The sequence below is a fragment of the Jatrophihabitans sp. GAS493 genome (assembly GCF_900230215.1).
GTDB lineage: Bacteria > Actinomycetota > Actinomycetes > Mycobacteriales > Jatrophihabitantaceae > MT45.
Genome location: NZ_LT907982.1, coordinates 3,992,942 through 4,018,733 on the forward strand (window position 1 = coordinate 3,992,942; position 25,792 = coordinate 4,018,733).

Consider the following 25,792-nt stretch of genomic DNA (forward strand, 5'->3'; position numbering starts at 1 on the left):
GCCTGCCGGCACCGCCTCAGGTGAGCGGGCGGGTGGCCCCGAAGTAGCCGTAGTCCACCGCGTTCATCGGCGTGATCTTGATGACGTCGCCACTGTGCGGGGCCTGCACCACGTTGCCGCCGCCGAGGTAGATGGCGACATGCGAGATGTTGCCCGCCCCGCCGGCCGGCGACCAGAAGACCAGGTCACCCGGCATCAGGTCGGCCACCGACGGGTGCAGCGACCCGGCCTCGACGTACTGTTCGGCCGCGTTGTGGGTCAGGCTGATGTAGGGACCCCAGGCGTACATCATGAGCCCGGAGCAGTCGAAGCCGACGATGCTGCCGTCGTTGGCCGAATCGGCGTCAACGGCGACTCCGAGCGTCGGGCCGGAGATGCCTCCGCCGGCCCAGGAGTACGGCGTGCCCAGCCAGCGCAGCGCGCGGTTCACCGCGGTCTGCCCGGCGGCCGGTGTCCAGCGGCCGGTGTTCGGTGCTATCGGGACGCTCTGGGCCGAGGCCACCTGGTTCGCGTACTGCACCTGCAGCGCCCGGGCCTGCGCCGCGGTGAAGGCGGGGACCGCGGCCTGTTCGGCGGCCAGCGCCTCGGCTGCCGCCGCCTGAACGCTCTTGGCGGCGCTGAGGGCCTGGTTCAGCGACGCCTGTTCGGCTCGCGCCTTGGCCGAGGCGGCCCGAGCCGCCGCCACCGCCTGCTCAGCGGCGGTGGTCGCCGCCCGCTGGCGCTGCAAGGCGTCCTTCGCCGCCTGCTCGGCCGTCGTCACCGCGGCGAGCGCCAGGCCGAACTGGGTCAACACATTGGCCTGCTCGGCGGAGAGTTGCTGCTTGAGACCGGTCTGGTCGAGCAGAGTCTCCAGGTCGGGCGCGGAGATCATTGCGGCCACCGACGAACCCGGCACGTTGTTACCACTCTCGTAGGCCGTGATGACCATGCTCACGACCTGCGCGTGCTTCTCCTCGACGGTCTGCTGGGCGGTCCGCCGTTGCTGCTCGGCCGCGGCGGCGGCGTCGGCCGCCGTCTGTTGTAGTTCCATCTGCCTCGTGTAGCGCTGCTCAGCGACCTCAGCGGCGCCGTTGGCGGCCGCGACGCGGCCCCGAGCGGCGACGATCTTGGCGGTGAGGGCGGCCACCTGCGCGTCGGCTGCGGATTTCTGCGCCTCGGCCGTGCTGGTTGACCCCGCGGATGACGCCCCCACCGGCGCCGGATCGGCGGCGGCGCTGCGAGTGGTGGTGGTGATGCACAGCAGCAGGCAGAGCAGAACCGGCAGGGATGCGGCGAGTAACTTTCTACCGGTCTGTGCGGCGATGCCAGCCATCCGAACTGCTCCTGATCCGTCAGACGCGCACCGTCCGTGTCGCTGCTTCAGACCGTTCAGCGCGCGTTCCCGTCCGTGGGTTCACCCCTTCTCTTCGGCAGTACGGCCCTATACCTGAGCTTCCGGACTGGGCTTCCAGTTAGGGCGCCGGCTGCGACGCCGGCGCTTGAAGCAGGCGTCCCTCCCGCAGTCCGGAGGCGGTCTTCGAAGCGACCAGCAGCCAGGCCGCGACCAGCACCAGAAAGAGCAGGGCCGCGCCGTCGCCGAGCCAACCAACGTGGGTGCGTAGGGATAGCCCGGAGAGGGCAGTGACGCAGGTGCCGAGCGGAAACGTGAACGACCACCAGGTCATCGCGAAGGGCAGCCCCGGCCGGGCTGTGCGGTAGGTGATCCGGCCGGCGATGACGCTCCAGAGCAGCGCGAATCCGAGGGCCGGCACGGCGTAGCTCAGGCCGAAGGCCTGCAGCGCCGCCCCGGGGCCGGCCGACAGCAGGCGGCGAGCATCCCCGCCCAGGAGGTTGGCCGCGGTCACCGACTGCCCCAGCGGCCCGAGCACGATCCACAGCGTGGGCACCAACTGCGGCGGCGGAGGGCCGTGCCTTCCCAGGCGCAGACAGATCAGGGCGATGACGACGGCGGACCCGACCAGGGCGATGGTGAACATCGTGTAGCACCCGATCAGCAGGGCGATCCGTACCGAAGCGGTCGGGGCGTGCGGAATCAGCAGAGCGCCGGTGGAGGCCGAGACCATCGGCGGGACCACCGGCATGAGCCAACCACCGAATGCCACCTTCGCTCGACCCGCGGACGTCCGATACGGAATCCAGGCGAAGGCCATCAGACCGAGAAGCGTCCCCGCGCTCCAGAGTGTCCAGTCCACATCAAGTGCCAGCCGTGCACCGAGAATGTGCTGGCCCAGCAGGAGCGTTGCGGCGCCGACCGTCATCAGCGCCATCGGCGGAGCGCCGTAGAAGTGCCCGAGCACGGGATGCGACAGATATCCGCGGGCCGTCGCCGGGTGATGGCGCCAATGGACGGCAGTGGCGACGGTCAGTACCACCAGCAGCAGCGCGGCGATCGCCCACATCAGGATGGCGAAGGCTCGCAGGCCGGGGAACTGAACCGGCAGACCAGCGGCGGCCACGGCCACGATTCCCGTGCCCATCACGGCGGCGAACCAGTTCGGCGGAAGGTAGGCGAGGCCCGAACTGGCAGCGGCGGGAGTAGGGACAGCAGGGCCTGTGGGGGCGGTAGGGGCGGCGGCGCCGGGTCGGTCGGCAGCGAGGGAGGTCGTCACCCCATCAACGATCCGATGACCGAGGCGTCTGCGGTAGACCGCTTGAACTTGCAGCGTTACAAAGTAGATTGGTAACCGGCTACAAGCCGGTTTTGTAGCCGTAGAAGGAGGTGCCGCTTGCTCAGTCCACATGTGCCGGACCTCGCCGCGCTCGAGGTCTTCCTGGCTGTCGCCCGGACGGGCAGCCTCAACGCCGCCTCGGCCGAAGTAGGAGTCAGCCAGCAGGCGATCTCGGCCCGGATCACCTCCATCGAGTCCCAGATCGGGATCGTGCTACTCAGCCGAACTCCCCGTGGCTCAACACTCACTCCGATGGGCGTGGTGGTGGCCGAATGGGCCTCTCGTCTGCTCGTAGCGGCGGCCGAACTGGACGCCGGACTGGCCTCGCTACGCCAGGATCGTCGCGCCCGACTACGCGTGAGCGCCAGCCTGACCGTGGCCGAGCAACTGCTGCCGGCCTGGTTGGTGGCGCTCCGCGCGGGGAATGAGCAGCGCGGCGAACCGCTCACCCAGATCGAGCTCACCGCGACCAACAGTGATGCGGTCGCGGCGATGGTTCGCGACGCGGCGGCTGAGCTGGGCTTCGTCGAGGGCCCACAGGCGCCGAAGGGGCTGCGCAGCCGGGCGGTCGGGCATGACCGTCTTGTCGTGGTAGTGCCCCCCGATCATCCCTGGAGCAGGCGTCAGCGCCCCCTCACCGCGGCCGAGCTGGCGCGCAGCCCGCTGGTCACTCGTGAGATCGGCTCGGGGACGCGGGATGCGCTGGACGCGGCACTGCGCCGGGCCCTCGGCGCCGACCCCGAACTCGCGGCACCGGCACTGGCCCTCTCGACCGCCGCCGCCGTTCGATCGGCGGTCATCGCCGGAGCGGGACCAGCGGTGTTGAGCGAGCTGACGGTGGCCGATGACCTGAGCACGGGGCGGCTACGCGGGATCCAGGTCGAAGGACTGGAGCTGAGCCGGACACTGCGGGCGGTCTGGCTCGGCGGGGCGACGCCCCCGTCCGGAGCAGCTCGGGACCTGGTTGCGATCGCCGTTGCCCATCCAGCCGGCCGGCCCTGACCACAGCCACGACCACAGCCACGACCAGGCAGAGATTTCGACTGGATACCAACTGGATACAGTGCCCGCATGACCCTCAAACGACTCGGGCTATGGATGATCGGCGTCGCGGTCGCGCTCATCGCGCTCGCCGGCGCGGTGATCGTCCACACCGCGGGTCCACCGTTCGTCGACACCTTGCGCAGCCCGATCTTTCAGACCCCGATGCACAACACCCTGAATCTGCAGGCCGGCGACTATCTGGTGTATGAGAACGCAGCGAACTTCTCCGCCTCTCCACCGGATAGCGGCTCGCTGCGCGGAGTGACGATTGTCGGCCCCGACACGCAACCAATACCGCTTTCGATACCGTCGACCGTGCAGAAGCTCAACCGCGACGGCGACACCTTTTCGTCGGTGGTTGAATTCCACGCGCCGCAGGCTGGCGCGTATGTGATCACCGTCGTCTCCTCGAATGCCGCCACTGTCGTGATCGGGCGTGACCTGGGGAAGCTTGTCCTCTCCATCCTGGGTTGGGTCGCCCTCGGACTCCTCGGTGCGGCCATGCTGGTGGCCGGAGTCATCATGCTTATCGTGGCCCGGTCCAAGCGACGCCGCGAGACGGCAATAATTGCGATCTCCCCGACCGTGACAGGCTATCCGGCCGGGGCATCGAACGGCTGGCCGATACCAATCTCCGGGTCGCCGACTGGCGCACACACTCCCGCACCGGCGCCGCCACCCCGACCGGGCTGGTATCCCGACCCCGAGGCAAGGCATAAGTACCGCTGGTGGAATGGCCAGCACTGGGAAGCCCCATTGCCCGATCAGCCGGAGGAGAAGTAATTGGTTCGGACAGATAATTACTTCGACGATCGAACGATCTTGGGAAAGCCGAATGATGTCGGAATGAAAAGCGGAATGAGAGTTCCGCCGGGAGCCTCAACGTAACCCCAGTGACGCTGAGACCCCCGACGGAACATGGCAGCGGCGCGCCGTCGGATCCGACTTGCGCGCCTTAGACGAATCGTCATACTGGTCTAGACGAAACGCTGAAGTGCCCAGATTTACGAGAAACCTGAACTCCTCTTCCGTGGTCCGCATTACTCTGTGTCATTCAAGTGTGTATCCAAAACGTGAAAAGGTAAAGGCTTAGCTAGGTAGTTGCGTGATCAATTGCTTTTAGGTTGCTATCGCAGCGAATAACCGGCTTTTGCTACTCGTCAGTAATTGACTAGTAGCGCCCAGTACCGGTGCAACCGCAATTTGTCTGAACAACCCGCAGCGCGAATTGCCGGCGCGAATTGGATCACAACCACGGCGTCCCTGCGGCCGATGTCGGGGGATCCGTGTTTGATGGTCGTATGGAACCAACCCCCTTCTCGCTGGTCAGCTCGATCGCCGCCAACCCGCTCACTGCCCACCAGTTCCGCGCCGAGGTCGATCCTGAGTGGACGATCGGCGGTAAGCCCAATGGCGGCTACCTGCTGGCTATGATGGGGCGCGCGGCCGCCGCGGTGGGCCAGCACCAGCACGTCATCGCTGCCTCCGCGCACTACCTCAGCTCCCCCGACCCGGGGCCGGTAAACCTGGAGGCCGAGGTGCTGCGGGGCGGCCGATCGGCTAGCCAGGTCAGAGTTCGTATGGAGCAGGAGGGACGCCCGCGCGTCGAAGCCCTCTTCACAACCGGCACCCTCGACGTCGACACCAAGCCGTTCTGGGAGGCCGGCCTCCCACCCCGACCGGTCGCCCAACCCGATGAGTGCCTGCGGATCCCAAGCTCGTCACCCAGCGGGCTGCGGGTGGCGATCATGGATCAGGTGGATCTGCGCATCGAGCCGAGCACCCTCGGATTTGCCAACGGAGCCCCATCAGGCCGCGGCGAACTGCGCGGGTGGCTGGCCCTGCCCGCCGGCGAGGCCTTCGACCCGACCTCACTGCTCTACGCAGTCGACGCGTTTCCCCCGGCAACTTTCGAGATCGAGCTGACCGGATGGGTGCCCACGCTGGAACTCACGGTCTACGTTCGCGCGCTCCCCGCCCCCGGGCCGGTGCAGGTTCTGCAGCGGGCTCAGCTGATCGACGCGCAACGGGTCGACGAGGCCTGCTACGTCTGGGACTCCACCGGACGACTGGTGGCGCATGGAACCCAGCTGGCCGGCATCCGCCTGGGCTGAGCCCAGGTCACAGGTCGATGACCTCGAAGGAGACGGCGAAGCGGGTGCCGAGCCTGCCGCCGGTCTCCCGGGCGATCGACTCCAGAAACTCCTCCGGGTCGGCCATGGCGTGGTCGCCGAGGCCGGCCAGATAGGCCGCATGCTCCTGTAACGAGGCGATGCCCAGCTGCAGGTAGTCGGTCGTATCCACCCCATGGGCGGCTAGCGGTGAGCCGGCGACCAGCAGTCTGGTGGCGCTCCACGGCGGCAGCCCCTCATCCAGCAGTTCCCGGAAGACCCACCGGTTTCCGGCGTCGCGGACCCCGTCCAGCACCGCGCGCCCAACCGCGATGTGGTCAGCTTGATTCAGCGCCCCCGGCCCCCAGCGCTCGGAGAAGTTGCCCGTGATGACCACATCCGGCCGATGTCGGCGCACCGCCCGCGAGACGTCGCGGCGCAGCGCCAAACCGTACTCCAGCACCCCGTCCGGATACCCGAGGAACTCCACCTGCTGCACTCCGACGACGGCCGCCGACGCGATCTGCTCCCGCTCCCGCAGCGGTCCGCACTCCTCGGGAGCCAGGGAGTCGATTCCGGCCTCACCGCTGGTCGCCAGGCAGTAGACGATCCGCTTACCCTGCGCACTCCAGCGGGCGATCGCCGCCGCCGCGCCGTACTCCAGGTCATCGGGGTGCGCCACGATCGCCAACGCACTGGACCAACTCTCATCAACATGTTCCAACTCAGCACTCATTCACCCAGTCTGCGCCTGCACCGGCAGGATCTGACGGGGCAGCACCGCTCCGGCGCGGCGAGCCCGCCACTCCCGCGGATAGCCCAGCGACACCTCCTCGAAGCGCACGCCGTCGTAATACGTGGTGCGCGGAATATGCAGGTGCCCGTAGACGACGGCCGCGGTGTTGAAGCGTCGGTGCCAGTCGGCGGTCAGCTCGGTTCCGCACCACTGCGCGAACTCGGGAAAGCGCAGCACCCGCGTCGGTTCCCGGACCAGCGGCCAATGATTGACCATGATGATCGGCACCAGCGGATCACACTCGGCCAGCCGGGCTTCGCTGTAGGCGACCCGATCCCGGCACCAGGCCTCACAGCTGTCGTAGGGCTGCGGATCGAGGAAGCGTTCGTCGGTGCAGACCACCCCGGCCGCGTAGGCCCCGGCCAGTGACTCGGCCTTGTCGGCACAACCTTCGACCCGGAAGGTGTAGTCGTAGAGCAGGAAGAGCGGGGCGATCGTAACCGCACCATCCGGCCCGCTCCAGACCGGGTAGGGGTCCTCGGGGGTGAGCACTCCCAACTCGCGACAACTCTGCACCAAGTGCTCGTAGCGGGCTACGCCGGACAGTTGCACCGGGTCGGTCGGGGTCGTCCACAGCTCGTGGTTGCCCGGGGCCCACACCACCTTGGCGAAGCGCTGGGACAGGTAGTCCAGTACCTTCTCGACGGCGTCGGAGCGCTCCGCGATATCGCCGGCGACCAGCAGCCAGTCCTCATCGCTGTCCGGACGGAGATCGAGCGTCAACTCCAGGTTCTCCCGGTAGCCGATGTGCAGATCGCTCGTCGCGAATAGTTTCCCAGCCATACCTAGGTTCTACCGGGTCCGCCGCCTCAGCAGCACAGCAGCCGGGAGCAGGGAGCCGGCGACGACCGTCTGAAGCCGGCGGGGAACGGACGGAGGGCAGGCGCCGTCGAAGCCCAGGCGGGCATCGATATGTGTCGCTCTACTGGCCGGTACGACGGATTTCGCGGCTGAACTTGATTCAGCTCACATGGCCTAACGCAGTGCCGATGCTGTGGGGGTCAACTTTCCACCTGTCGTACCTCGGTTGCGAGGGCGTTTCAATATAGGACCTGCCAATGCCTGAAATCAGCACCGAATCGCGCAGCGCCGCCGCTGCGGAACCGCAGCGCCGCGGCTTCATCGGCCGGATCGCCGACCTCTCCATCTCTACCAAGGTCATCTCGTTGATCTCGGTCGGCCTCATCGGCATGGTCGCGGTCGGTGCCGTCGGACTGGTCGGGCTGTCGCGGACCAACCGCTCGGCTCAGCAACTGGTGTCGAACATCGCCGTACGGGCCAATGACTTCGGCGCCACCCGCGAAGCCTTCGCCCGGATGCGAATCAACCTCGTCCAGGGCGGCACGTTCGCCCGCCCGGCCGACATTCAGGACGGTCTGGAGACGTATGAGAAGAAGAAGGCGATCACGCTGGCCGGCCTGCAGAAGTACGCCGCCGGGCCACTGACCCTGAACCAGCGTTCGATCATGGAGAAGACGGTGACCCCCGGCATCGCGCAGATCATCTCCATCGCCGACGCCAAGCTGATCCCGCTGGCCAAGACCCCGCACACCCAGGCTGAAAACCTTGAGTTCTCCTCGATCTACGGCGATGAGGTCGGACCGATCGTCGACTCCCTGCAGGATGCCATCAACGACCTCAGCGCGGTCGACACCGCGCAGCTGCAGTCCGGGCTCCACCACATCGCCGAGACCCGTCGTAGCGCCAACACCCTGCTGCTGATCATCGTCGCGGCGGCCGCGATCGCCCTGATCGGGATCGGAATCGGCTTGGTGCGCCTGATCGCTCCGCCGATCCGCCGGGTCGAGGCTGTCCTCGCCGGCTTCGCCGATGGCGACTTCACCGGATCGGCCGGTGTCACCAGCCGCGACGAGATCGGCCGGATGGCCGCCGCCCTCGACCGGGCCCAGTCCTCGTTGCGCTCGGCCTTCCAGGCGATGAACGCATCGGCCGGCAGCCTGGCCGGCGCGGCCGAGGAACTGAGCACCGTCGGCAGCCAGGTCTTCACCAGCGCCGAGCTCACCTCGACACAGTCCACTGCGACCGCCGATGTGGCGCTCGAGGTCTCAGCGAACGTCCAGACCGTCGCCGCCGCCACCGAGCAGATGAACGCAAGTGTTCGCGAGATCGCCCAGTCGGCCGCCGGTGCGGCCGAGGTCGCCGCCAGCGCCGTCCATGAAGCGCAGACCGCCACCGACACGGTCAGCCGTCTCGGCGACTCCAGCTCGGAGGTCGGCGAGGTCATCCGGGTCATCACCAGCATCGCCAAGCAGACCAACCTGCTCGCCCTCAACGCGACCATCGAGGCCGCCCGCGCGGGCGAGGCCGGCAAGGGATTCGCCGTCGTCGCCAGCGAGGTCAAGGACCTGGCTCAGGCCACGGCGAAGGCCACCGACGACATCGCCGGGCGTCTGGAGGCCATCCAGTCCGACACCCATGACGCGGTGAGCGCCATCGGTCGAGTCTCCACCGTCATCGAGGAGATCAACCGATTCCAGCTCGTCATCGCCTCCGCGGTTGAGGAGCAGTCGGCCGCCACCGCCGAGATCGCCCGCAATGTGCACAACGCCGCCGACGGCGCGGAGGAGATTTCGCGCAACCTGACCTCAGTCGTCGAGTCGGCCCGCAGCTCCAGCGAGGGCACCGGCCAGTCGGAGCGCTCCGCCCTCGAAGTGGCCCGGCTCTCGGTCGACCTGCGTCACTCGCTGTCGGGCTTCAAAGTCTGAGCCGCGACGTCTCATCCGTGACCGGCTGATCCGGATCTACTGGCGGCCGCCAGTAGATCCGGTGATGCGGAAGATTCATCGGACCGATGAAGCCGCTCCCGGAGGTGGCGAAGCCCCCGCGGGCATAGAAGCCGAGCGCCGAGTCACGGGCGTTGGCCCAGATCCCCGTACCCACCGACGCCGCGGCCCGCTGCGCTGTGCGCAGTAGTACCGAACCGACGCCATGACGCTGGTACTGCGGATCCACCGCCATCAGCGCCAACCGCAACCCGATCTGCAGCGGATCACCCGCAAAAGGCGCCTCAATCAGCGTCAAGCATCCGATTGGCCGCCCGACCGCAAGGTCGGCCCCAGCCAGATGCAGTGTGGTTGGGAGGCCATCCTCGGGGGTCGTGGCATCCAACTCCGGATTGCCGTCACGCAGCACCGCCCGTCGCAGCGGCTCGATCTCCTCCGCCCGCGCCGGCGCGACCTCGATACCTCGCTCGAGCACCCGAAGCCGCTCACCCCACCACCGCCCGTCCAGGCTCATGACAGCGGCCACCGCTCCTGCCGCCAGGCGGCGTCCCAGAACATCCATTCATAGCGCGACGTCGTCACGAAGTGGGCCTGAGCCCGGGTCGCCTCCGTCTCACTGAGTCCCGCGCCGACTTGATCGGTCACCGCCAGCACCTCGTTCACCACCAGCGCGAACTCCTCGCCGGCGTAGGTGTCGATCCAGCGTTGAAAACGCAGGTCGGGTGAGCCCGCAGCGGCGAGCTCGGCTCCGACGCGGGCGTAGATCCAGTAGCACGGAAGCACGGCGGCCAACCCCTCGGCGAAGGTGCCGCCATAGGCGGTCGCCAACAGATAGCTGCAATACGCCCGCGTGGTCGGTGAGATGACCGCGGACTCGAGCTGCGTCGCGTCGAGTCCCAGCTCGCCGAGGAGGCGACTGTGCAGTGAGAGTTCGACCTCCACCGCACCGGCGGCGTGGCGGGCGAACATCGCGGTCTGCTCATGCGTTGCCGCCTTGGCCCCGACAATGGCCAGCGCCCGCGCGTAGTCGCGCAGGTAATGCGCGTCCTGGGCAACGTAGTAGCTGAAGGCCGCCGGGTCGAGATCGCCGTCGGTGAGACCGGTCAGGAAGGGATGACCAAGAATTGCCGGGTAAATCTCCTCGATGCCCGACCACAGTCGCGAACTCCAGGAGGAGGGCGGATCGAACGGGTCAGATGGTTGGATCACACCGGCGGCCACCCCACGATCCTGCCTTATGCTCAGATCGTGGCCTCCTGGGATGACATTCGCGAGATCGTCGCCGCGCTGCCCACCACGTCGGAGGATATCGGCGGCCCGACCCACTCCTGGCGAGCCGGCGACAAGAACCTGGTCTGGGAGCGGCCGCTGCGACGCGGCGACGTGGCCGCCCTGGAGGCGGCCGGTCAGCCGGTTCCCGCCGAGCCGATCCTGGCCGTGCGCACCGCCGACCTCGGGGTCAAGGAGGCGCTGCTGGCCGACGATCCGGATGTGTACTTCACGACGCCACACTTCGACAACTACCCCGCGGTGCTCATACAGCTGGAACGGATAGATGCCGAAGAGCTTCGGGAGCTGATCGTCGACGCGTGGCTGGCGCGGGTGCCCAAACGACGAGCGATGGAGTACCTCGAGAGCCGGCAGTGATGCCCCCGCTGGACGCGGTGGTCGTCGGATCGGGGCCGAACGGGCTGGCCGCGGCCCTGACCCTGGCCGAATCCGGTCTCAGTGTGCGGGTCATCGAGGCGTCCAGCGGCCCCGGCGGGGGTTGCCGCACGGCCGAACTCACGCTTCCAGGCTTTCGGCATGACGTCTGCTCAACGGTGCAGTCGATGGTGGAACTCTCCTCGTTCTTCACCGGTCTGAACCTCACCGACCTCGGAGTCCGGCTACTCCGCCCGCAGATCGCCTACGCACAGCCGCTCGACGGCGGCCGGGCCGCGCTCGGATTCAGCGACCTGGAGGCAACGGCGGCCGGCCTCGGCCGCGACGCCTCCGCGTGGCGGCGACTACTCGCCCCGCTGCTCCACCGGTCCGAGCAGCTCTTCCCCGAAGTACTCGGGGATCTGCGCCGGCCTCCGCGGCATCCCGTCACGCTGTGCCGCTTCGGGCTGCCGGGTCTGGTGCCGGCCACGACACTGGCCGCGGGTCTCTTCCGGGAGGAGTCGACCCGCGCCCTCTTCGCCGGTCTGGCCGCGCACAGCATGCGCAGTCTGCATGCGCCGCTCACCTCAGCCTTTGCCATGGTGCTTGCGTTGAGCGCGCATGTGGGTGGCTGGCCGGTGGTCGAGGGTGGCAGCGTGGCGATCAGCGACGCTCTGGTGCGCCGGTTGGTGGAACTCGGCGTGGAGTTCGAGTACGACCACGAGGTGACATCGCTGGCCGAGCTGCCACCCAGCCGGGTCACCCTGCTCGACCTCTCACCCCGGCAACTTCTGCGGATCGGCGCAGACCGGTTGCCACCTCGCTATCGCCGCCAACTGCAGCGTTTCCGCTACGGACCGGGAAGCTTCAAGGTCGACTACGCCCTCAGCGAGGCGGTGCCCTGGGCGAACCGTGACTGCCGGCGGGCGGGCACTCTGCACGTCGGAGGCTCGATGGCCGAGATCGCAGCCAGTGAGGGCCGGGTCGAAGCCGGCCGGCATAGTGACACCCCATACGTGCTCGTAGTGCAGCCGAGCGTGGTCGACCCAACTCGTGCGCCGGCCGGAAAGCACACTCTCTGGGCCTACTGTCACGTGCCGAACGGCTCGGCCCTTGATCGCACCGAGGCGGTGGAGCGCCAGATCGAGCGGTTCGCACCGGGCTTCCGGGATGTCGTACTGGCCCGCTCTACCCGGACGGCCGCTGAATACCAGCGGTACAACCCGAACTACGTCGGCGGCGACATCAATGCCGGGCGGGCCGGGGTGGCCGCCGCGTTCCTGGGTCCGGTTCCGGGCGGGTTACGGTACGCACCGCTGCCCCGATGGTCTCGCTATCGCACCGCCCTGCCCGGCGTCTACCTCTGTTCGGCCTCAACGCCTCCGGGCGGCGGCGTACACGGCATGTGTGGTCAGAATGCAGCCCGGGAAGCCATCGCCCGCGAGTTCGCCTGAGAGGGCTGGGTCTGCCGTTACTTCGTGCGGCGCACGAAGCTGGCCATCGCCGCGCCGTGATCGGCACAAGGATACATCACCAGTAACCCGTCGTCGGCCGCGTGCGTGTGGAAGGCGGCCTGAACAACCGTCGGCACTTCGGCCAGCACCAGCGTTCCCCGATCAGCCAGCACCCGGCGGTGCGCGGCGACCACGGTCTGCACACCGACAACGTCGATTACGGTCACGTCGGAGAGGTCCATGCGAATGAACTTTCGCCGATGACTGAGCTGCACATCGATCAGGGCCGCCACCAGTTCGGCGCTCCCACAGTCCATGCTTCCAGATACCTTGATGTATGAGCGGCCACCTTCGCTGCGCAGGGCGTCCACGCGCAGCGTCGACATCTCATCCGACGCGCTCAGAGTCGATTCCATCGTCAGTTCCTCTCCCCGCGGCCTTAGTCAGCTTCCGACAGGAGATCCACCGCAACCCTCGACCGTCCGTCGAAGCTCAATTACCCGCAGCTAGAAATTCATAAACATCCGCCTGCCCATCATCCTCTTTTCCGCCCCGAGCTCAACCCTCTGCCACCGCCGCCGATAGGGGTGCCAGCAGGTCCGACGAAAGGGACTGAGGATGGTCGCCAAGGTGATCAGTTTTGACACTCTGCGTAGCGCCGGGTCACGTCGCAGGGGCACGGTCGGTGTCGGCGGCTCCGTCGGTGCCGTGGATGGTTACGCGGATCGTTACGGGGTGGCAACCGGGCAGGCCGGGCAACCCCGGCAACTCAGGCCGCACCCTGTCATCACCGGCAGTGTGCGCGGCGGTGGCAGCGCCGAGGTCGACCTCGCCGTATCCCTGCTGCGCTCGATCACCGATGGCACTGACGTGCTGAGCCGCCTCACCGGACTCCCTTTCGCCGATGGGCATGAGCCCGACTTCCTCGCGGTTCGCCGCGGCCCGAATGTGCCGGGCGTGCTCCCGGGTGGCTTCACGACGACCGGCTGGACCGACGCGGCCGGCAACACCGTTACCTGGTTCGCCGCTGGACGGCAGCCCCACGCGTATCAGGGCGTCACCGTGCTCTACGCCGACGGCAGCACGCGGGATGATCATGCGCACCTGTGCCGGGTGGCGCTGGAGGGGCTCTCCCGGCACCTGCAGGTCGCCAGCCGCCCACGTGCGAGAAATGTTCATCCGCTGAAGCCGTCGTTGACCCCGGCCTGACCCACCGCCTCTGTCAGTATCGGTAGGTGCGCTCTCCCGATGGCCCGACCGGCCCAGACCAGGCTGGGCAGAACCTGACGGGCCCAGACCCGGCTGCGCGTCGAAGCGTCGAGTGGCTCGGCGTGCGCACCCTGGCCGTGCTCGTCCTCACCGGACTCGGCGCCGGCGCGGGCGGCGTGGGGCTCACGCTGCTGCTTCATCTCATCCAGCACCTGGCCTTCGGCTATACCGAGAACACCTTCCTCATCGGTGTCGAACATGCCTCCGGTCGACGGCGGGTCATCGCGATGACTATCGGTGGCCTCATCGTCGGACTCGGGTGGTGGGCCCAGCGAGCCCATCTGACGATCGTCACCGTTCGCGAAGCGCTGCGTGAGCGCCGGCCGCGCCTGCCCATCCCCAGCACGCTCTTCGACTCCATCCTGCAGATCACCGCGGTCGGTTTCGGCGCGTCGCTCGGACGGGAGGGAGCACCGCGGCAGCTCGGTGCCTCGATCGGCGTGTGGCTGGCCGCGCGGGCCGGCTTGTCACTCGACCAGCAGCGCACCATCATGGCCTGCGGAGCCGGAGCCGGGCTGGCGGCGGTCTACAACGTGCCGCTCGGCGGAGCGCTCTTCACGCTGGAGGTGCTGCTCGCCTCGGCGGCCCGTGCCGACATCGTCGCGGCGGTGCTGACCAGTGCCACGGCCACCGCCGTCGCCTGGCCGGTCCTCTCCAACCGCCCGACCTACACCGTCGCCGAGCTACATCTGACCGCGACGGCGTTCACCTGGGCCATCGTCTTCGGCCCCATCGCCGGCGTCGCCGGGGCGGCCTTCATGCGCCTGGCCGCCGTCGCGTTGCGCCACCAGCCCCACGGCTGGCACCTCCCGGTCTTCACCACCTTCACCTTCGCCCTGGTCGGGGTTGTCGCCATCGGGTTCCCGCAACTGCTCGGCAACGGAAAGGGCGCCGCGCAACTGGCCTTCGACGCGACCCCGACGATCGCGTTGCTGGCCACGCTGGCCCTGTTGAAACCACTGGCCACCGCCCTCTGCCTGCGCAGCGGGGCCACCGGTGGGCTGCTCACTCCGGCGCTGGCCACCGGGGCACTACTGGGGGCAGCCGCGGGCGGGGTGTGGACAATGTTCTGGCCCGGCAGCCCACTCGCCGCGTTCGCAATCATCGGGGCAGCGGCCGTGCTGGCGACGACCCAGCGGGCCCCGCTGACCGCGATCGCGCTGGTCATCGAGTTCACCCACACCGGTGAGACGCTGCTCGTCCCGATCATGATCGCGGTGGGGACAGCGACTCTGACATCCCAGCATCTGCCGGCCTGGAGCCACCTCACCAACGCCCACACCGCGACCTGATTCGGTCGCCCCAGAGCCGAAATCACCCCAGGCTAGGATGGCCGGGTTGCGCACTGGGGGGTGTGATGGGGCATATTTCGGGACCGGGCACCGTAACCAGTCGTCTGGCCGGTCTCCGTGCTGCCCGTTTCGCCGCTGCCCCGCTTCCGGTCAGCCGGGGTGACCTGGTCGGCCGGGGCAGCCCAATCGGCCTTGTCGGCCTAATCGGCCTGGTCGGCGCGCTGCTGGCCGCCGCACTCCTCACCGGCTGCACCAGCCGGGCCACACCTTCTCCGTCGGCCAGTAGCTACGTGCTCCCGGCCGTCTCGGCCGCCGACACCGCTCGTACCGCCGCATACCTGCGCGGCACCGGAGCACCCCTGCTCGGCATGCATCGCTCCGCAGCCACCGTGGCGCTCAACTACACCGACGACGGGTGCCGGGCCCTCACCGCCCTCATCTCGCCGCAGAATCAGGATCGTCTTGCCCGGGCCGCGTTCGCCGTCCCAGATGCGGTGCTCAACGAACTGGCGGTCGCCGAGATACATGCGATCGCCACCATGCGCGCCTGCAACACGAACACCTCGACGAAACAACTGGTGGCCGTCGACGGGCTGCTGGCCAAGCGCTTCGTCCAACTGGGCGTTGTCTCATGACCGGCCGGCATAACCTGAAACTGGCATCAACGACAGTCAGCGGCATGAACGGCTCGCCATCGTGAGCTGGCTCTCGGGTCGGGTGACGGCAACCCGTGCCGTGACCGCAATCGTCACGCTGACCGCGATCTTCCTAACCGCGACGCTGCTGGCGATACCCGGCTCGGGAGCGGTCGGGCACCAGATCACCATGCTGGCCGCCGGTGACTCCTTCTCCTCCGGTGAGGGACTCAGCGACTCCAGCGGTGGCTGCGCGCAGCCTTCGGCCGCCGGCTCCCAGGTCTACTCCCAGATCGCCGCGCAGAGTTCGTCGGCTGAGGTCTCGATCGCCCGGCCGGTGGTGGTACTCAGCTGCACCGGCGCCCGTTACCGGCAGCTCATCCCCTCGACCCAGAACCCGCAGGGGCAATGGATGCCCGCGATCGGACGCTTCGACCTGGTCACCTTCACCTACGGCGGCGACGATCTGGACCTCGTCGACATCATCCGCGAATGCATCGGGCTCGACGCCTCACCCGACCTGCAGAGCAGCGTCGAAGGCACCGTCGAGGCGTCCGGGGATGAACCGGATCGGCTCTGCCCAAATCAGTCCCAGATCAAGCAGGCCATCACCGACGGCATCTCGGCCGGCTACGGCGATTTCCTGACCGACGTCGGCAACGACATGGTCACCTCGGGCGGAAACGTCGTCGTCCTCGGCTATCCACAGATCGTGGAGGACCCAGCCAAATGGCAGGGATTGAGCAAGGCGATCGGGGTCTGTATGGGGCTGGGAACGGTAGATGCGGTTGAGGTGCGCTCGCTGGTGAGTGACCTCAACGCGGCCATCGCCACCGCCGTTACGAGCGCGAACGCCACGCGCCCCAACGGCGTCCACTTCACTTACCTCGATGTCAACAACGGTGGCACCGCCGGGATAGATCGCAACGATGCCCGCCTCTTCGAGCCCATGAACGGCCCGCACCACAATCTCTGTTCGGCCGACTCCTGGATGAATGGGGCAACCACCCTCGACTCCGAACGAGGCTCGTTCCACCCGAACGAGAAGGGCCACGAAGCCGAGGGCAGCCTGCTGGGCGAGGTGGTGACCAGCCATCTGGACTGGAGCACGCTCGGTCAGATCACTCCCCCACCGGTCGCGGGCACATCTGTCTCGCCGTCCCCGACCGACGTCCCGGGTCGCACCCCGCGCCCCAAGAAGGCGACACCCACGCCGCTGCCGACCACCCACACGGTTGTGGTTCCCGGGCGCGGCATCATCGTCGTGCCCGGTCCCCCGCCCGCCACGCCGGGTCCGGGTCCGGGTCCGGGTCCGGTGAAGAAGACCCCCCGCCCCGGCGCCACTCCGAGTCCGTCGACGCCGGCGCCGACTGAGGTCGTCACCCCCGAGCCGCAGCCCACCGACGTGCCGATCGAGACACCCACCGAGTCGACAGATCCGGGAGCCTGACCCAACGACGCAGGTCGAGAGGTCGTCCGACCGGCCGCTGACCACCCTACGTAGGTGAGGCCGGCCGGAGCAGTTCCGGGGACGATGCCTGAAAAGGTTGCGCCCGATCTTCGCCGCGCGCGGCACCCGCCACCATTGGAAGGCTTCTGGCATCACATATGGCCGTTCTCATTGTTCATTCGACCCTGTCGAACTCGCTTCAGCTAACCGCCATACCAGCGGGCTTTCCGGCCGCGCCGACCGACGCATCGACCTCTGACGTACCGTCGCCGTCCCCGTCCCCGTCCCCGTCGCCGTCGCCGACTCCCACGCCAGAACCCACGCCGAGCCCGACCCCAGAGGCGACCCAGACGCCGGCCACCAGTGCCGCCCCCACCACCGCCTCCGTCGCCCCGGCTTCGCCCAGCCCGACCACGTCGAACTCCTCGTCGGGTGTCAGCACGACGGCAGTGGTCATCGCGCTTCTTGTCGTGCTGGCCCTGGCTGGTTGGCTCATCTACTACTTCGCCCGTCGCAGCCGCCGGGCCGGGCCGGCCAATCCGCCTTGGGAGGCGAACCTGGCCAACGCCGCCGGTACGGCCCGCTGGATGTCCGACAGCCTCACCCCGAACATCGCCAATCGGGCCAACAGTGGGGAGCAGGCGGTCCGCATGTGGACTGAGAACAGCGCCGCCGTGAGCGATCTCGAGCGCCGCCTGTACGAGCTGGCCGGGGGTGCGACCAGCGAAGCCGACCGCACCCGCGCGCAGCAGCTGGCCAACGCCGTCTCCGATCTTCGCGGCGCCCTCGACAATGACGTACGGCTGCGCTCAGCCGACGTGGCGACCCTGGATCCGACGGCGGCGGCGATCCGCCCGTCGCTCATCCAGGATTCGGCCACCGCCATCACCACGGCCCGGGCCCGACTCAGCGAGGTACTACAACCGCCCATCCCGCCGCACTCCTGATCCGGGGCCGTACTCATCCGGGGAACTCAGTCGGTTCATCCTCTCCAGGTGATCTCTCGATCAGTGTCGTGGCTCCATCATGGAGACTCGTCGCCCAGGTCGGCAGAGGAGGTTCCATGGCCGCGGATTCCTATGAAGTAAGGGTGGTTGGCTCACTTGGTCGGGCCGCGCGAGAGGCGTTCGACGATGTCTGGATCGACACTGAGCCGACGACGACTGTGCTCAGTGGCGAGTTGGACCAGGCCGCGCTACACGGGTTACTGGACCAGGTGCGGGCGCTCGGCCTGGAGCTCGTCGACATTCGAAGAGTGGACGGAGCCTAGCTCTTCCTGCTCTCGATCCACTGCGTTGCCCGATCGTAGGCCAATCGGGTCGAGGCGCCGATCACGATGTCGGCCCGCACAATGTGCATGTCGTCGGCGGACTCGAAGCGGTCGAAGCGGCTCAGCTGCTTCCAGAGCTCGGGATCGACGCCGCTGAGGTAGAGCTGCCCGCCGCCGGCTCGCAGCCGTCGCAGGTAGTCCTCCACTACGACGACGAAGGTCGCGCCCACCATGGTCCGGCCGCGCAGGCGCAGCACCACCACCGCCGACGGCGCGAAGGCCGGGTCCGGCAACAGGGTCTGCAGCGTCCGGGCGCCGGCGTAGAAGAGGCTGCCGTAGATGTCCAGCACGGTCACCGTCTCAGCGGTGAGTCGTTTGGGGGCCGGATGCTCCTCGAAGCGCTCGAAACCCTCTAAACCCTGTCCCGCGACACCGCCGATCCCGGCCGGGACAAGCTCGACCACCCGCAGATCCAGCGCCTCCTGATTGAGCTGCAGCATCAGGGCCAGCGCCACTCCGATACCCACTGCGGCCGCCACCGGCAGGAAGAGGGTCGCCAGGAAGGTAGTGGTCATCCCGACCTTGGAGATGGTGCTGGTCAGCCAGATTGTCTCGATCTGGCTTACCCGCAGCGATGCCACGCCGGCCACGATGAGGACGCCGGCCAGCGTCGGCATCGCTACCTTGCCCACCAATTCGGCGAAGAGCAGCAGGATAAGCAGCAGCCAGAGTCCGCTGAAGATCGCGCCCCAGCGGCTGCGCGCACCGGCCGTCACGTTGAGCGACGTCTGGCCGACCGAACCACCGACCGGCTGACCCTTGAAGAGTCCGGCGGCGATGTTGCCGACGCCTTGGCCGATGAAGTCGCGGTTGGCGTCCGAGAGCGTTCCGTTCGGATTGGGCGCAGCCTCCGCCACGCCGGCGCCCTGAATCAGCACGATGGCGGTCACCGCCAGCGCCCCGGTGACGACGCTGAAGTTGAGCGCGCTGAGCGGGGGAAGGTGCGGCATTGGCAACCCCAGCGGGATCTCACCGGAGTCATGGACCCGGGGCACACTGTCCGCGCCGAGCAGGATGACCAGCAGCGTCGGAATGAGTAGCGCCAGCACCGCCGACAGCGGGGCCAGTCTGGTCCGCGAAAGACCGACCGTCAGCGCGATCGCTGACAGCCCGGTCGCCAGCGACGGAAGCTGCGACCAGTGCAGGTTCTGCAGCGTGTCAACGGTTTTGGCCAGGCTGAACGACCCATGCGCGGTGTAGCCGAGCAGGGTCGGGATCTGGCTGAGGATGATGTTCACCGAGATACCGGTGAGGAATCCGATCATCACCGAGTGCGGTACGAACCTGGTGTACCGCCCGAAGTGCAGAACCCCGGCGACGATCATCAAGACGCCCGAAAGCAGTGTGAGCAGGAAGAGCGCGTCCGGGCGATCGGCCGCCGAGACGCCGGCCAGCGCGGACCCGGCGGCCAACGCGGCGGCGCTGGTGGTGGTCACCACCATCAACTTCGTGCTGGTCGAGAAACCGCCACCGATCCGACCGGCGAAGCTCGCGTAGAGACCGTGCACCGGACTGACGCCGACCAGGACGCTGGAGGCCATTCCGTCCGGGACACTGCCGATGGCCCCGGCCAGACCGGCCAGCACGTCATCACGCCAGCTCTCTCGCGGCGGAGCGCTGTGGCGCAGTCGAGGCAGCGCGGTGGCGACCTGGACGCGCGCTCGCGCACGCCAAGTCACGTCGGTCATGTCGGGCTCGTCCGGCTCGTCGGGCACATCAACCAGGCTGACCGACCGGCGACCGGCCGGCATCATCTGAGCAGCGTGAGACGGGCCGCCGGTTCAGGTCACCCCGTCGTTCGCCTAGGACCAGTTGGAGCGGATGAACAGATCAGCGCCTATTCCGCCGGCCAGGCGGGTGGCGTCGCTCAGCGAGATGAGCAGCGGGGCGAGCAGCGTGGCGAGCGGACTGGACTCCACCTCCACCTCGAGCGCCTCCCGGCCGGCCATCCTCAGCAGCCGGGCGCCGCCGCTGCTGCTGCCGAGGTCGACCGTCGTCTCACCGACGCGCACGGTCACCTGCTGGTCGACGATGCGCCAACCGCGGATGTCCAGGATCTCGTCGTAGGCCATCCGTCGCATGCAGAGGCCATGGGGGCCGACGGTGAGCACCGACTGGTCCCAGGCGAGCAGCGTCGTCGGCGGATCGGAGGGGATGACCGCCCGGAACGCACCACGATGACTCGACCCCGAGTAGAGCCCGATTCCCATATCGTCGTGGGTGATCAGGTGCTGGGCATTCTCGACCTGCATATGCATCCGCAGCGCCTTGTGGAAACCGACGTGCGCTCGTGGCAGCCGCAGCGCGTTCAGCAGCGAGGTGTCCGTGCGGCCGGCGATCCAGTCCAGAAAGGCATAGACGAGGCCGCGTTCGCCCAGGAAGCGCTCCTCGGCGAACCCGTGCCGCCAGGAGCGGTAGCGGTGGAACTCCTCCGGATCGATGCCTCGCTGGGTGTTGGTGGGCTCCAGACGCCAGTCGTGCAGCTCACCGTCGATGTCGTAGACCGGACGAACGAGCTCATCGAGATCGCTTGGCGGCCGAACCGGTATCGCACGGGTGTACACGGTGGCGCGGAGCATCTCGGCTCCCTCACCGGCCAGCAGGCCGCCGACCTGGGACTGGTTGCGCCGCCGTTCATCATAAGAACGCAGCATTTTCTCGCCCCCAGTCAGCCGTCAGACGACTCCCACTTCATCCACCGTACTACTAACCGGCCAACCGGCAATGCCTCTTTGTGAGCGACAAATCGGGGTTTCGTCGCGCGGGGGAAGCTACCCGCTAAGCCGCTTCACTTGCCGGGTCGGGCCCGCCGGCGACCGACCGGGTCGACGACCACGGCGACCAGAATCAGCAGAAACACGAAGGCCCCGAGGACGACGAACGGGTGCCACCAGGTCTCCCCGATCCAGTACAGGTGGGTGCCGAGCCAGCCGTCCTCCGACGGGCTGGTGCCGAAGAGGTAGCGCCGCACGGTGGGGATCGCCAGTGACCCGATCGCCGCCAGCAACATCAGCGAGAGGAAGGAGATCAGCAGCATGCGCGACGCACCCCAGGCCGCGATGGCCAGGCAGTAGGTGCCGGTGATGGCCAGCAGCAGCCCCGGGAGCCCGAAGACGGCGCTCTGCTGGATCGCGGCGGCGATACCCAGGATCAGGGCTCCGGCGCCGATCATCGCCAGTCGTTTGGGGGCCGGATCGACGAGTGTGCTGGCCCGGTAGCCGGTCAGGGTGACGGTCCGCATGGACGTCAGGACGGGTCGGACCACGGATGGGATCTGCTGGACCGAACTCACCGCGGCGGTGACCGTCGCCGCGGCGTGGGTCGTCGTCCGGGTGAGTAGCGAGGTGCCGAGCTCGGTCTTGAAGGTCTCCTCGGGCACCGGGCAACTGCGCAGCTTCGCCGCCACCGCTGCCGGGAGGGCCGGCTGGATGGCATGCAGCCGGGTCACGTCCGACGCCCACTGCACTGCGGTGGGCGTGACGTTCGGCTTGGCGCCGTCGCGGGGCACGATCTTGGCCACCCGCGGGGCCTTCGGTGCTCTCGGTGCTCTCGGTGCGTTCGGGGCGGCTCCACCCAGAATGGTGGCGGCGACATTCGGCAGCTCGTCGGCCGCGACGACCTCCTGCACGGCCCGGGCCACCCACAGCGCGGTCAGTGGCAGGCTGGCCGGTGCCGGTATCGAACCGTCGTCGAGGTAGGCCAGCTCCTTCTCGATGTCGGCCCGGGTGAGTACCGAAGCCTCAGGCGCGCCGGTGTCGGAGAGACCACGGGGTGGGAGTGGGTACCCCTCAACCGGGATGGGGCCGGCGATCTGCCGATCGCTGAGCAGATCGATGAGCCAGCTCACCGCCGAGCTCGTGGGATCAGGACGTTCGCGCGACTTCATCTCGATGCGCTTGGGGTCCAGCAGCATGTGGATGAGCCAGCCGGCACCGTCGAAGCGACCCCACATCCAGTCGTTGGCCCGCCAGGATTCCTTGTAGAAAGCGCCGAAGTGATGCAGCTGCATACCGTTCAGCTTGCGCACCGCGGTCTGGCGCAGCGGGTCGAGCAGGGTGCGGGTGTCAGCGCTGACCTGGATGAATTCGACCGGCTGCTCGAGCTCGGCGTTCACCGGCAGGATCGCCCGATGGGCCGCGTGCAGGTTGAAGAGTCGAAGCGCGACCTGCAGGGCCTCATCTCCGTCGCGGCGCAGGTAGCTCAGGTAGGTGCCGACGTTGCGGGCGGCCGAGGCGCGCCGGCCGTCGGTCGACTGCGGATGCGCCTGCGGTGGCGTATCGGTCGGCGCGTCGGCGCCGGTCGGCTGGGTACGAGTACGGTCGGCCACCGGCACCCGATCGACGAAGAGGGCCAGCGTCTGCAGGGTCTGCTCATCGAAGACCGCGGCCAGCGCTGTCCAGGCACTGACCAGGATTGGCCCCGGGTCAGGATTCTGCTCGTCACAGACCCGGGACGCCAGATAGCGCTTCGTCAGCTGGTGCGCGACCGCCGGCAGTGGCGTGCTGCGCAGCGCCTCGTCCTCGGTGCACTGGGCGTCGACGAAACGCTGCACATTCAGCCTCGGATTGCTGACCAGGGCGAGCTGAAGTTCCTTTCTTTTCATAGCGATCCACACCCGGTCGGTAGCGTTGTCGACCAGGTCGTAGGCGTTGCGCAGCAGGGCCAGCGCGGCCGCTTTGGCTCCGTCGAAGGCAGGCTTACCGAAGACGGCGAGATCCTGGTAAGTCTGAGGGATCCGCGTCGTCCAGTCGGCACTGAGCCCGTCCACCGCTCCCTGCCGGCAGTCCGGCTCGCCGGTCGGGCTGGACAGCGCCTCAGCCCAGAGGGCCGGAACGACATCATTCGCCTCACTCGGCGCCTGACCGGACCTGGCGCTGGGTTTGGTGGCGGGCCAGGTGGTGATGCGGCGCAGCAGCGCGTCGATGACCGGTCCCGACGTCTGGGCGGCCTGACGTTCGACGAAGTCGTTGAGCACCTGGTCGGTGAGCAGCCCCGGCTTGGCCGGATCGAGGCGGGCACCGAGCTCGGCCAGCTGCAGACGCGCGTCCGAGCGCGCGCTGATCCGGTCGTTGTGATCCTGGATGGCGCGCAGATCACCGGTGATCGACTGGTTGGACAGGGCCACCAGATCCTTCAGCAGACCGTCGACCAACCCGAAGGGGGTGGCGAATGAGTCGCTGGGCTGGCTCAGCAGCATGTCCGGCGCGTCACCCCCGGACGGAACCACGTACAGAAGCACCCGGCGTACCACGCCGTCGGCCCCCGGACGGTCAAGAATCGCCTGCAATAGTGGGGCAATCGGGCGGTTCGCCAGCAGCCCGCCGTCGGCGACCCAATGCGATCGGGTGGTGTTGGCGAAGGAGCGCATCGCCGGACGCATCGGATGGTCCTTGCTGGCAGCGACCGCCTCCGATTCGTCGAAGGGGACGAAGGATGGCTCGAAGGCGGCGGGGAAGGAGGCGGTGCTGCGGGCGGCCAGCGCCAGGGCGGCCCGGGCCTCATCGTGGCCGTCGCCGGTGAAGTCGGAGTCGGAGAACATGAACATGCCGTGGTGTTCGACGTCCTGCACCAGCGTGCCGTAGGAGTCGGTGAAGCGACTGGTCTCCCCGTTGAGGAGAGTCGTGGTGATGAAGAGCTTCACCTCGGCCTCGTCGAGGCGCCCGCTCGGGCGCCCGACCGGTGGCATCGCCACCGCCCCCGGCATCTCGGCCAACGCCTGGGCCAGACCGCTGAACAGCTGCTTGTCGCCGTACATCAGCGACGGAATGCTGGGATCGCGGGGATCGCGCAGCAGTGTCCCCAGCGATCCGAGGCGTAGCCAGAGATCCCGTAGGCCGCCGAGATCCTTCCCGGTCGCCCGCGCGTAACCCAGCAGCGCGGCATTGATGCCGCCGGCGCTGGTGCCGGAGAGGATGTCGGTGTCGACGACGGTGTCGAGCGCCTCCAGCAGGTGCAGGTAGCGGGCTTTGATGTTCCGCTCCGGAGTTGCGCTCGCGTCCTGCACCGGCAGTTGGTCGGCGAAGGTGAGCTGGGTTCGCCACTGCGAGGCCTGGCAGAGCAGATCAATCTCTCGGACAATCCCGCCCATCCAGATCGCCAGGCTCACTCCGCCGGTCATGGTGGTGGCGATCCGGAGTACCTGAGTCGCTGGGGTCACCCGCCGGTCGGCGGTGGGGTCAACCGCCGAGGTACCGGCGGCGCCGGCGGCGCCGGTCGAGCTGGTCGGGCCGGATTCGTCACGCACCGAGTGAGTCCCCATAGCAAACCTCCGGCAGCCTCGCGGTGACGCGATCTCAAACCTATACAGACATTTGACCGGTAGTGCGGCTAAATTGGCAAGGAAACCGGCCAAATCGCCGCCCACAAGCGATTTCTCGAATGACCTGAACGTCAGGAGTGAATCATGTCGAGCAGCGCAGCAGTTTCGGGATTCACGCCGAGCGTCGACGGTTTCCCTTTCACGAACTCATTTCCACCGGCGCCGGCGGTACAGCTCGATCTCGGGCCGGCCGGCCGCGTCGGAATTGGGGATGTGAGCGGCGGCGTCTGTGGCGGGATGGTGTTCGCCGTGCGCGACTACTTCGAGACCGCCACCGCGATTCCGCAGCTCAGCCAGCCACCGGCGCCCGGAACCCCCCTCTTCGAATACATCGTCGGACGGCTACTCGACAGCTGGGACGTACCGAACGGGGTGCTGCGCTATGCCCAGTGGATGGCGCTGCCCTCCACGCATGTCCGGCTGCCGCTCATCTCCGAACCCGGCACATTCGAACTGACCGTCTCCAAAAGCTGGCCCGCCATCCGAGCCGACATCGACGCCGGCCGGCTGAGCACGCTCGGGCTGGTGACCGTGCACGGAACCGATCTCAAGCAGCTCGGCAAGAACCACCAGGTGCTGGCCTACGGCTACTCGCTCGACGACGCCGGGGCACTGACGCTGCACGTCTACGACCCGAACACCCCAACCGACTCGGCCGACGGCGTCGTCATTCAACTCGACGTCAGCGACCCCTCGACGGTGACCACCATCAGCCACAACATCAACATCGGTGAACCGACCCTGCATGGATTCTTCCGCGCTGACTATGCACGAAAGAATCCGCCGACTGATACCGGCTGATGCCACGGTCGGCCATTTGTTACCTGTCAGTAATCGGCCTGGCGCACCCGGTATATCAGTCGAAAGTCTCCGGTGAGGACAACCTGTGACTCCGATATCTACGACGCGCACGACTCGGCAGTAGCCGCTACATTCCCCTGGGGTCCTGGATAGTTACGACTGTCCAGGAAAAGTGTTTCAAAATTCTCTGGGGGAATGTTATGTCTAATTTGCTACCGCTTGTACTGTCCGTAG

The 25,792-nt window shown here is 67.8% G+C and carries 24 protein-coding genes; 13 read left to right on the forward strand and 11 right to left on the reverse strand.

Annotated features, from left to right (window positions below):
- Positions 1-16 precede the first annotated feature (16 nt).
- Positions 17-1,312: a C40 family peptidase gene (locus CPH63_RS23540; RefSeq protein WP_096304229.1), complete on the reverse strand. Its 1,296-nt coding sequence runs from the start codon at positions 1,310-1,312 to the stop codon at positions 17-19.
- A gap of 139 nt (positions 1,313-1,451) precedes the next feature.
- Positions 1,452-2,609, reverse strand: a complete 1,158-nt coding sequence (locus tag CPH63_RS18370) for a TDT family transporter (RefSeq protein ID WP_197704437.1) — start codon at positions 2,607-2,609, stop codon at positions 1,452-1,454.
- A gap of 117 nt (positions 2,610-2,726) precedes the next feature.
- On the opposite strand from CPH63_RS18370, the gene CPH63_RS18375 reads away from it, so the two are divergent.
- The 3 genes from CPH63_RS18375 (at position 2,727) to CPH63_RS18385 (ending at position 5,827) form a co-directional block, all read left to right on the forward strand.
- Positions 2,727-3,671: a LysR family transcriptional regulator gene (locus tag CPH63_RS18375; RefSeq protein ID WP_197704438.1), complete on the forward strand. Its 945-nt coding sequence runs from the start codon at positions 2,727-2,729 to the stop codon at positions 3,669-3,671.
- Between the two features lie 69 nt (positions 3,672-3,740).
- On the forward strand, positions 3,741-4,496 hold the full coding sequence (locus CPH63_RS18380; RefSeq protein WP_096304232.1) for a DUF2510 domain-containing protein: 756 nt from the start codon (positions 3,741-3,743) through the stop codon (positions 4,494-4,496).
- 518 nt (positions 4,497-5,014) lie between these two features.
- Positions 5,015-5,827, forward strand: coding sequence for a thioesterase family protein (locus CPH63_RS18385; RefSeq protein ID WP_096304233.1), 813 nt, complete (start codon positions 5,015-5,017; stop codon positions 5,825-5,827).
- A gap of 7 nt (positions 5,828-5,834) precedes the next feature.
- Here the strand turns inward: CPH63_RS18385 and CPH63_RS18390 are convergent, their stop codons facing one another.
- Entirely contained in the window at positions 5,835-6,560 is a 726-nt protein-coding gene (locus CPH63_RS18390; RefSeq protein WP_096304234.1) for a PIG-L deacetylase family protein, read from the reverse strand.
- Positions 6,561-7,403, reverse strand: a complete 843-nt coding sequence (locus CPH63_RS18395) for a metallophosphoesterase (protein WP_096304235.1) — start codon at positions 7,401-7,403, stop codon at positions 6,561-6,563.
- A 275-nt stretch (positions 7,404-7,678) separates the two neighbouring features.
- On the opposite strand from CPH63_RS18395, the gene CPH63_RS18400 reads away from it, so the two are divergent.
- Positions 7,679-9,346 carry a methyl-accepting chemotaxis protein gene (locus tag CPH63_RS18400; RefSeq protein WP_096304236.1) on the forward strand — a complete coding sequence of 556 codons (1,668 nt, stop codon included), beginning with the start codon at positions 7,679-7,681 and terminating at the stop codon, positions 9,344-9,346.
- On the opposite strand, the gene CPH63_RS18405 is transcribed toward CPH63_RS18400, so the two are convergent.
- Both CPH63_RS18405 and tenA read right to left on the reverse strand, forming a co-directional pair.
- Positions 9,336-9,890, reverse strand: coding sequence for a GNAT family N-acetyltransferase (locus CPH63_RS18405; protein WP_157749640.1), 555 nt, complete (start codon positions 9,888-9,890; stop codon positions 9,336-9,338). The genes CPH63_RS18400 and CPH63_RS18405 overlap by 11 nt on opposite strands.
- Positions 9,875-10,573, reverse strand: coding sequence for a thiaminase II (tenA, locus tag CPH63_RS18410; RefSeq protein ID WP_096305275.1), 699 nt, complete (start codon positions 10,571-10,573; stop codon positions 9,875-9,877). The genes CPH63_RS18405 and tenA overlap by 16 nt, the downstream gene beginning before the upstream one ends.
- A 39-nt stretch (positions 10,574-10,612) precedes the next feature.
- Between tenA and CPH63_RS18415 the strand changes: the two genes are divergently transcribed.
- A complete protein-coding gene (locus tag CPH63_RS18415; protein WP_096304238.1) occupies positions 10,613-11,011 on the forward strand; it encodes an MmcQ/YjbR family DNA-binding protein in 399 nt (132 codons plus the stop codon).
- Entirely contained in the window at positions 11,011-12,462 is a 1,452-nt protein-coding gene (locus CPH63_RS18420; protein WP_096304239.1) for an NAD(P)/FAD-dependent oxidoreductase, read from the forward strand. Before CPH63_RS18415 ends, CPH63_RS18420 begins: the two co-directional genes overlap by 1 nt.
- 17 nt (positions 12,463-12,479) lie before the next feature.
- Here CPH63_RS18420 and CPH63_RS18425 read toward each other — a convergent pair whose 3' ends face one another.
- A complete protein-coding gene (locus CPH63_RS18425) occupies positions 12,480-12,878 on the reverse strand; it encodes an STAS domain-containing protein (protein ID WP_096304240.1) in 399 nt (132 codons plus the stop codon).
- 214 nt (positions 12,879-13,092) lie between these two features.
- Between CPH63_RS18425 and CPH63_RS18430 the strand changes: the two genes are divergently transcribed.
- From CPH63_RS18430 to CPH63_RS18445, 4 genes are all read left to right on the forward strand, one after another.
- Complete coding sequence (locus CPH63_RS18430; RefSeq protein WP_172892234.1) at positions 13,093-13,671, forward strand: hypothetical protein; 579 nt, start codon at positions 13,093-13,095, stop codon at positions 13,669-13,671.
- A gap of 26 nt (positions 13,672-13,697) precedes the next feature.
- Positions 13,698-15,023, forward strand: coding sequence for a chloride channel protein (locus tag CPH63_RS18435; protein WP_197704439.1), 1,326 nt, complete (start codon positions 13,698-13,700; stop codon positions 15,021-15,023).
- A gap of 65 nt (positions 15,024-15,088) precedes the next feature.
- A complete protein-coding gene (locus CPH63_RS18440; RefSeq protein ID WP_096304243.1) occupies positions 15,089-15,658 on the forward strand; it encodes a hypothetical protein in 570 nt (189 codons plus the stop codon).
- Between the two features lie 61 nt (positions 15,659-15,719).
- Positions 15,720-17,108, forward strand: coding sequence for a hypothetical protein (locus CPH63_RS18445; RefSeq protein ID WP_096304244.1), 1,389 nt, complete (start codon positions 15,720-15,722; stop codon positions 17,106-17,108).
- Between the two features lie 199 nt (positions 17,109-17,307).
- Here the strand turns inward: CPH63_RS18445 and CPH63_RS22435 are convergent, their stop codons facing one another.
- Positions 17,308-17,565: a hypothetical protein gene (locus tag CPH63_RS22435; RefSeq protein ID WP_157749641.1), complete on the reverse strand. Its 258-nt coding sequence runs from the start codon at positions 17,563-17,565 to the stop codon at positions 17,308-17,310.
- On the opposite strand from CPH63_RS22435, the gene CPH63_RS22440 reads away from it, so the two are divergent.
- Positions 17,558-18,055 (forward strand): hypothetical protein, encoded by a 498-nt coding sequence (locus CPH63_RS22440; RefSeq protein WP_157749642.1) that lies wholly within the window; start codon positions 17,558-17,560, stop codon positions 18,053-18,055. The two genes, CPH63_RS22435 and CPH63_RS22440, sit on opposite strands and share 8 nt — an antisense overlap.
- A gap of 116 nt (positions 18,056-18,171) precedes the next feature.
- Positions 18,172-18,378 carry a hypothetical protein gene (locus CPH63_RS18455; protein WP_096304246.1) on the forward strand — a complete coding sequence of 69 codons (207 nt, stop codon included), beginning with the start codon at positions 18,172-18,174 and terminating at the stop codon, positions 18,376-18,378.
- Here the strand turns inward: CPH63_RS18455 and CPH63_RS18460 are convergent.
- The 3 genes from CPH63_RS18460 to CPH63_RS18470 all read right to left on the reverse strand — a co-directional run bounded on the left by CPH63_RS18460 (position 18,375) and on the right by CPH63_RS18470 (position 24,682).
- Positions 18,375-20,192: a SulP family inorganic anion transporter gene (locus CPH63_RS18460; RefSeq protein WP_197704440.1), complete on the reverse strand. Its 1,818-nt coding sequence runs from the start codon at positions 20,190-20,192 to the stop codon at positions 18,375-18,377. The genes CPH63_RS18455 and CPH63_RS18460 overlap by 4 nt on opposite strands.
- Positions 20,193-20,240: 48 nt before the next feature.
- Entirely contained in the window at positions 20,241-21,092 is an 852-nt protein-coding gene (locus CPH63_RS18465) for a hypothetical protein (protein WP_096304247.1), read from the reverse strand.
- 134 nt (positions 21,093-21,226) lie between these two features.
- Positions 21,227-24,682, reverse strand: a complete 3,456-nt coding sequence (locus tag CPH63_RS18470) for a patatin-like protein (RefSeq protein WP_157749643.1) — start codon at positions 24,680-24,682, stop codon at positions 21,227-21,229.
- Positions 24,683-24,841: 159 nt separating this feature from the next.
- Here CPH63_RS18470 and CPH63_RS18475 point away from each other — a divergent pair, with 159 nt between their 5' ends.
- Positions 24,842-25,558 (forward strand): hypothetical protein, encoded by a 717-nt coding sequence (locus CPH63_RS18475; protein WP_096304249.1) that lies wholly within the window; start codon positions 24,842-24,844, stop codon positions 25,556-25,558.
- Positions 25,559-25,792: the final 234 nt, after the last annotated feature.

Bases quoted from the DNA above. Each gene is read 5' to 3' on its own strand.
- CPH63_RS22435 (WP_157749641.1), bottom strand. From the start codon at position 17,565: ATGACCACTGCCGTCGTGCTGACACCCGACGAGGAGTTCGACGTGGTC.
- CPH63_RS18390 (WP_096304234.1), bottom strand. From the start codon at position 6,560: ATGAGTGCTGAGTTGGAACATGTTGATGAGAGTTGGTCCAGTGCGTTG.
- CPH63_RS23540 (WP_096304229.1), bottom strand. From the start codon at position 1,312: ATGGCTGGCATCGCCGCACAGACCGGTAGAAAGTTACTCGCCGCATCC.
- CPH63_RS18440 (WP_096304243.1), top strand. From the start codon at position 15,089: ATGGGGCATATTTCGGGACCGGGCACCGTAACCAGTCGTCTGGCCGGT.
- CPH63_RS18460 (WP_197704440.1), bottom strand. From the start codon at position 20,192: ATGATGCCGGCCGGTCGCCGGTCGGTCAGCCTGGTTGATGTGCCCGAC.
- CPH63_RS18425 (WP_096304240.1), bottom strand. From the start codon at position 12,878: ATGGAATCGACTCTGAGCGCGTCGGATGAGATGTCGACGCTGCGCGTG.
- CPH63_RS18455 (WP_096304246.1), top strand. From the start codon at position 18,172: ATGGCCGCGGATTCCTATGAAGTAAGGGTGGTTGGCTCACTTGGTCGG.
- CPH63_RS18420 (WP_096304239.1), top strand. From the start codon at position 11,011: ATGCCCCCGCTGGACGCGGTGGTCGTCGGATCGGGGCCGAACGGGCTG.
- CPH63_RS18395 (WP_096304235.1), bottom strand. From the start codon at position 7,403: ATGGCTGGGAAACTATTCGCGACGAGCGATCTGCACATCGGCTACCGG.
- CPH63_RS18380 (WP_096304232.1), top strand. From the start codon at position 3,741: ATGACCCTCAAACGACTCGGGCTATGGATGATCGGCGTCGCGGTCGCG.
- CPH63_RS18465 (WP_096304247.1), bottom strand. From the start codon at position 21,092: ATGCTGCGTTCTTATGATGAACGGCGGCGCAACCAGTCCCAGGTCGGC.
- CPH63_RS18475 (WP_096304249.1), top strand. From the start codon at position 24,842: ATGTCGAGCAGCGCAGCAGTTTCGGGATTCACGCCGAGCGTCGACGGT.
- CPH63_RS18385 (WP_096304233.1), top strand. From the start codon at position 5,015: ATGGAACCAACCCCCTTCTCGCTGGTCAGCTCGATCGCCGCCAACCCG.
- CPH63_RS18400 (WP_096304236.1), top strand. From the start codon at position 7,679: ATGCCTGAAATCAGCACCGAATCGCGCAGCGCCGCCGCTGCGGAACCG.